The sequence below is a fragment of the Nitratireductor aquibiodomus NL21 = JCM 21793 genome (genome assembly GCF_000615975.1).
Taxonomy (GTDB): domain Bacteria; phylum Pseudomonadota; class Alphaproteobacteria; order Rhizobiales; family Rhizobiaceae; genus Nitratireductor; species Nitratireductor aquibiodomus.
The window spans coordinates 1-5,770 of the sequence record NZ_BAMP01000146.1 but is presented as its reverse complement, the minus strand read 5'-3'; the positions used below and the strand labels follow the sequence as shown (position 1 = coordinate 5,770).

The 5,770-nt window shown below is 64.5% G+C and carries 5 protein-coding genes, 1 pseudogene and 2 riboswitches; of the genes and pseudogenes, 3 read left to right on the top strand and 3 right to left on the bottom strand.

What is annotated here, in order from left to right:
- Positions 1 to 1,944, bottom strand: a 1,944-nt coding sequence (locus JCM21793_RS22335) for a cobaltochelatase subunit CobN (RefSeq protein WP_025031772.1), incomplete at its 3' end; no start/stop codon positions are given.
- Positions 1,945 to 1,948: 4 nt separating this feature from the next.
- Positions 1,949 to 2,986, bottom strand: a complete 1,038-nt coding sequence (gene cobW, locus JCM21793_RS22330) for a cobalamin biosynthesis protein CobW (RefSeq protein WP_025031771.1) — start codon at positions 2,984 to 2,986, stop codon at positions 1,949 to 1,951.
- A 172-nt stretch (positions 2,987 to 3,158) separates the two neighbouring features.
- Positions 3,159 to 3,361: riboswitch (cobalamin riboswitch) on the bottom strand.
- Between the two features lie 61 nt (positions 3,362 to 3,422).
- Positions 3,423 to 3,622: riboswitch (cobalamin riboswitch) on the top strand.
- Positions 3,623 to 3,657: 35 nt separating this feature from the next.
- On the opposite strand from cobW, the gene JCM21793_RS22325 reads away from it, so the two are divergent.
- The 3 genes from JCM21793_RS22325 to cobO are packed head-to-tail and all read left to right on the top strand — an operon-like array spanning position 3,658 to position 5,428.
- The gene (locus tag JCM21793_RS22325; RefSeq protein WP_025031770.1) at positions 3,658 to 4,278 is read left to right on the top strand and encodes a HupE/UreJ family protein; all 621 of its coding nucleotides are present in this window, start codon (positions 3,658 to 3,660) and stop codon (positions 4,276 to 4,278) included.
- Positions 4,279 to 4,293: 15 nt separating this feature from the next.
- Positions 4,294 to 4,812, top strand: coding sequence for a bifunctional adenosylcobinamide kinase/adenosylcobinamide-phosphate guanylyltransferase (gene cobU, locus JCM21793_RS22320; RefSeq protein ID WP_025031769.1), 519 nt, complete (start codon positions 4,294 to 4,296; stop codon positions 4,810 to 4,812).
- A gap of 1 nt (position 4,813) precedes the next feature.
- The gene (gene cobO / locus JCM21793_RS22315; protein WP_025031768.1) at positions 4,814 to 5,428 is read left to right on the top strand and encodes a cob(I)yrinic acid a,c-diamide adenosyltransferase; all 615 of its coding nucleotides are present in this window, start codon (positions 4,814 to 4,816) and stop codon (positions 5,426 to 5,428) included.
- Positions 5,429 to 5,586: 158 nt separating this feature from the next.
- Here cobO and JCM21793_RS29590 read toward each other — a convergent pair.
- Positions 5,587 to 5,770 (bottom strand): annotated as a pseudogene (locus JCM21793_RS29590) (adenosylcobinamide-phosphate synthase CbiB); the annotation flags it as partial.

Here is a 5,770-nt window from a genome sequence, read left to right as displayed (position 1 = left end):
CTCCACGCCGGCATCGCGGGTCAGGCCGGTGCGCTCGGCGGTTTCCACGATCAGCTGCGCCAGCCGGTCGCGGCGGCGGCGGTCCAGCCCGTCGGCCTGCGCATATTCATCCACCAGCCGTTCCAGCTCCTGCTGGTCTTCAGAAAGCCCGGCACCCGCAAGCGGCGGCGTCAGATGACCAAGCGTGAGCGCGCCGATGCGGCGCTTGGCCTGCGCCGCCTCGCCCGGATTGCTAACGATGAAGGGATAGACCACCGGCAGCGCGCCGGCGACGATTTCGGGAAAACAGGTTTCCGTCAGCGCCACGGTTTTTCCCGGAAGCCATTCCAGCGTGCCATGCGCGCCCACATGGATCAGCGCGTGGGCGCCAAGCGTCTCCCGCATCCAATGGCCGAAAGCGACAAGCGCATGGCGCGGCGCAAGCGTCGGGTCGTGATAGTCCACGCGTCGGTCTGCCGAGCGCCCCCGGTCCGGCGCAAGCGCCACGGTGACATTGCCGAACCGCGCCGCGCGAAACGGAAAAACACCATCCTCCGCATCGTCTTCCGCCGGTCCCCAGGTGGCGAGCAGCGTTTCGCGCGCCTCTTCGGGCAGCGCATCGAAGGCCCGCCGGTATTCATCCAGCGAAAGCGATTCCGAAGGCTGTTCGAGGCGCTGCATCAGCGCCCTTGGCGTCTCGGGAACGCCATCAACCGCGTACCCCGCTTCACCGAGGTCATGCAGCATGGCGAGCACGCTCGACGGCACGTCGAGCCCCACCGCATAGCCGGTGCGCCCTGGCGCACTCGGATAATCCGGGATGAGCACGACAATGCGGCGCTCGGCCTTTGGTGTGCGGGCAAGCTTCAGATGTGCGGTGATCCTCGCCGCCACCTGCCTTATGCGCGCGGGTTCGGGCCGGTTGCGCTGAACGCCGAAGGAAAGCCCTTCAGCCAGCGCCGCCTCGTCCTTGAAGGAAATCGCACCCGCCATCAGCCGGCCATCGAGTTCCGGCAGTACCACATGCATGGCGAGGTCGGCGGGCGCCAGACCGCGCTGGCCTTCCTGCCACGCCTCGCGGCGCGTGGTGGCGGTGACCACCTGAAAAACCGGCACGCCAAACCGGTCGAACAGCGTTTTCTCGCCGGGCTCCGCGCCGCTGGAAAAGGCCGTCGCGGTGATAAGCGCCTGCGGCTTCAACGTCTCCACGGCATCGCGCACGAAACCGGCAGCAACCGGGTCGCGCAGGCTGGAAACAAAGATCGGGACGGCGCAAAGACCCTGTTCCTCAAGCGCCTCCACCAGCGCGTCGATGGGCGCGACATCGCTGGCAAGCAGCATTGAGCGATAAAAGAGGAGCGGAACGATCGCCCTGCCGGGCTGCGCGGCGAAAAAACCGGCCTCCACAATGCCATGGCCCGGCGCATAGAAGCCGGCCTTGGCGACCGGTTCGGCCTCCGGCGCTTCGATATCCTGTCCCGCAAGGCGCGCCATCTGCATGGTCAGCGCGCGCATATTATCCGGTCCGCCTTCGCGGAAGCAGGCGAGCAGCGCCGCGCGCGCTTCCGCCGAAACGGTGGAACGCTCGGCAAGGCGCGGATCGTCCTGATGGCATTCGCCGGGTAATAGCGCCAGCGCGATGCCCTTGTCTCGCGCAAGTTCCGCCAGCCGGTCGCAGCCATAGCGCCACCACTCATAGCCCCCAAGCACCCGCACCAGAATGGTGCGGGCATGCGCTGCCGTGTTGTCGATCCACAGATCGACCGACATGGGGTGTCTCAGATCGCGCAGGGCGGCGAGGCGCAGCGAGGGCAGGGTCTCGCGGCTCGCCTGCCATGCAGAGGCGATCCCCGCCAGATCGCTGTCGGTGAACGACAGCGCCACCATGTCCGCCGGCGATTGTTGCAGATCGACAGGTTCGATCAGATCGTCCAGAGAGGCGGTGGTGGTGGCGAGGATGTGCATCGGATCAGGCCGAGAGAAGGCTTTCGATGCGCGCGCGGTCGATGCCCTTGAGGCCGATCACGACGAGCCGCGTTTCGGCAGCTTCACCAGCCTTCCACGGACGGTCGTAATGATGCGAAACGCGCGGGCCCACAGCCTGCACCTGCAGGCGCATGGGCTTGCCCTTCACATGGGCAAATCCCTTGAGGCGCAGAACCTCGCCGGTCCCCACCGCCGCATTGACGCGCTTTTCCAGATCTTCGGGGCGCAGCACCGGCGGCAGATCGACAACGAATGTGTCGAAATCGTCATGCTCATGGTCATGCGGATCGTCGTGATGCGTTTTGCGGTTCTCGATATCGTCTTCCACCGCGAGACCGAGGCCCAGCAGCAGGGCCGGATCCACCTTGCCATGGGCGCTCGGCACGATCTGCACATTGCGCGACAGATGGTCTTCGATGCGGGCGCGGGCGCGTTCATTGCCTTCCGCATCCAGAAGATCGCTCTTGGACAAGACGATCAGATCGGCGCAGGCCACCTGATCGTCGAACACTTCTTCCACCGGATCGTCATGGTCGAGCGTTTCGTCGGCGGCGCGCTGCGCTGCGAGCGCATCCATATCGGCGGCCACCTGACCGTCGGCCAGCGCCGGCCCGTCCACCACGGCAATGACGCCATCGACGGTGACGCGATTCTTGATGGCCGGCCACTGGAAGGCCTGCACCAGCGGCTTTGGCAAAGCGAGGCCCGAGGTCTCGATCAGGATGTGATCCACCTTTGGCTCGCGGGCGAGGATCTGGTCCAGTGCCGGCACGAAATCGTCGGCCACGGTGCAGCAGATGCAGCCATTGGCCAGTTCCAGCACGTTTTCCTGAGGGCAATTGTCGAGCCCGCAACCCTTCAGCACTTCGCCATCGACGCCGGCATCGCCGAATTCGTTGACGATGATGGCAAGCCGCTTGCCCTTAGTGTTTTCCAGCACATTGCGGATGAGCGTCGTCTTGCCGGCACCGAGAAAACCGGTCACGACGGTGCAGGGCACACGATGGAAGCTCGTGGTCATGGGAATTCCTTCAGATGGAGTGTGGTGAATGCAGGGATGCGGGTGAGGGAGACGCAAGCCCCTTCAGGCCGCGTTCGGGCAAGATTGCCATGAATGGCAGAGAGAAGGCGCGCGGTGGCGCAATCGGCAATCACAATGCACACTCCTTGCCCGGGACACCCGCCAGGCGGTCAGGATTTCACTTTCAGACGGCAGGTTTCCTGGCTCACGGGTCGCTGCGCTCTCCAGCCTTCCCAGGGCGTTGCCCCAGTGGCGTGTCAGGTGCGCTCTCCGCTTACAGTTGCGGGGACAGCTGCGGCATTGGGCAAGGCCCGCACCGCATTCCCTCTTAGCCTCCTCCCTTGAGGGAAGAGGACCGTCTATCGCGCATTTACGGCTCGCCCGACGGGTCTGTCAATGCGGGCAACAAAGCGATTGCGGGGCGTGGCGATTCTTGTATGCTCCGCCCGCTGTCGGTTCCGCTGAAGCGGACCAGAGGGAACATGGTGCGGCGCCAAAAGCGCCAAGGCCATGGCTGCCCCCGCAACTGTAAGCGGTGAGCATTTTCCTGATCGCCACTGAGGCTTTTTGTCTTGGGAAGGCTGGAAAACGCTGCGACCCGTGAGCCAGGAAACCTGCCGACAACCTGAAAGAAACACCGTATCCCTCGGGTGGAGGGGAAAGGACCGGACATGACCTCGCGTATCGCACGCATTTTTTCCGCATTCGTTTTTTCATCGCTCTTCGCAACTGGCGCCGAGGCCCATCATGCCATGGGTGGAGAAACGCCCACGACCCTTTACGAAGGGCTGGTATCAGGGCTCGCCCATCCCGTGATCGGGCTTGACCATCTCGCCTTCATCGTCGCTGCCGGCCTCATTGCCGCTGTCGCCGGCATGAGCCTTTTCGCGCCGCTTCTCTTCGTCGCCGGTTCGCTGATCGGCGTCGGTCTGCACCTGATGCTGCTCGATCTGCCGGCGGCTGAAATCATCATCGCGGCAAGCGTTCTTGCCGGCGGCTGGCTTCTGGCGCGCGGCCGGGCGGTGGAGAACCAAATCCTCGTCTTCGCCCTGTTCCTGGTGGTCGGCGTGTTCCATGGCTATGCCTTCGGCGAAGCCATCGTCGGCAGCGAAGAGACGCCGCTCATCGCCTATCTCGCGGGCCTCGCCGTGATCCAGAGCGCCATCGCGCTTGGCGCATATTTTCTGGTCCAGTCGCGCGGCTGGGCCGTCGAGGCCATGCAGCCCCGGCTTGCCGGTGCCGCCATCCTTGGCGTCGGCGTGACCTTCCTTGCCGGGCATCTTGTCGGCTGAGCCGGCAAAATAGCGATGCGATCCCTTCATTTCGTTCTGGGCGGCGCGCGCTCCGGCAAGAGCCGCCATGCCGAGACGCTGATCGAGGCCGCACCCGCGCCCTGGCACTACATCGCCACGGCGCAGGCCTTCGATGACGAGATGCGCGAACGCATCGCCATGCACCGCGCGCGGCGCAAGGAGGCGGGGGCGGGGGCGTGGCAGACGCACGACGCCCCGCTCGACCTGCCGGGCGTACTTGAGAAATTGCCGGCCCGCGAAACGGTTCTGGTCGATTGCCTGACCCTGTGGCTCAGCAATCTCATGCTGAACGACCATGAGCTGCAGCCTGCCGCCGAGAGACTGGTTGCAGCTTTTGCCGCGAGAGAGGGAACCACGGTTCTCGTTTCCAATGAGGTCGGCTTCGGCATCGTGCCCGAAACCCCGCTCGGACGCCGGTTCCGCGATGAGGCGGGGTTCCTGAACCAGAAAGTCGCCGCCGTTGCCGACAGCGTCACGCTGGTGGTGGCCGGCCTGCCCATGAAAGTGAAGTGACATGCGAGAGATCGACGCAAACGAAGCCGAGCGCCACAAGGCCAAGATGGCCAAACGCAAGGCGGTTCAGGATGCCGAAGTGCGCGACAAGACGGTCGAGAAGGGGCTTCTGATCGTCAATACGGGGCCGGGCAAGGGCAAATCCACCGCCGCTTTCGGGCTTGCCCTGCGCATGCTCGGCCATGGTCGCCGGGTGGGTGTCGTGCAGTTCATCAAGGGCGCCTGGCATTGCGGTGAGAAAGATGCCTTTGCCGCCTTCGGCGATCAGGTTTCCTGGCACACAATGGGTGAGGGCTTCACCTGGGAAACACAGGATCTGGCGCGTGACATCGCCGCCGCCGAGCGTGCCTGGGGAAAGGCCGAGGAGCTGATGGCAGACCCGAGCATCGGTCTGGTGGTGCTCGACGAGCTGAACATCGCCCTGCGCTACGACTATCTCGATCTTGAACGCGTGGTGACCGCACTGACCGGGCGGCGCGACGACTTGCATGTGGTCGTGACCGGCCGCAACGCAAAACCGTTATTGACCGAGGCCGCCGATCTCGTCACTGAAATGGGGCAGATAAAACACCATTTCGCCGCTGGTGTGAAAGCGCAGAAGGGCATCGAGTTTTAGATCGCCCTGCTTCGAGGTGGTGCGTGGTTCGACAAGCTCACCATGAGGATGGGTAGAGACCTGCAGCCCTGTTCATCAACATGTAGGACGGAGCTGCAGCGCTTCCCCCTCCCTCATGGTGAGCTTGTCGAACCACGCACGACGCCGTTGCCAAGAGATCAAAACAGTTGCCAAAGCCCAGCCGCCACCGCCACAAGCCCGATCAAGAGCCCGTCTGCAATCCGGTAGAGCGTGAGCGCGCGGCGGATATCCCCGGCATTGGCACCGCGGCGGCCGCCATCTCCCATCACCGCGTCATGCACCACCTCGCCGCCATAGCGGCGCGGGCCGGCAAGGGCGAGG

Bases quoted from the DNA above. Each gene is read 5' to 3' on its own strand.
- cobW (WP_025031771.1), bottom strand. From the start codon at position 2,986: ATGACCACGAGCTTCCATCGTGTGCCCTGCACCGTCGTGACCGGTTTT.
- JCM21793_RS22325 (WP_025031770.1), top strand. From the start codon at position 3,658: ATGACCTCGCGTATCGCACGCATTTTTTCCGCATTCGTTTTTTCATCG.
- cobU (WP_025031769.1), top strand. From the start codon at position 4,294: ATGCGATCCCTTCATTTCGTTCTGGGCGGCGCGCGCTCCGGCAAGAGC.
- cobO (WP_025031768.1), top strand. From the start codon at position 4,814: ATGCGAGAGATCGACGCAAACGAAGCCGAGCGCCACAAGGCCAAGATG.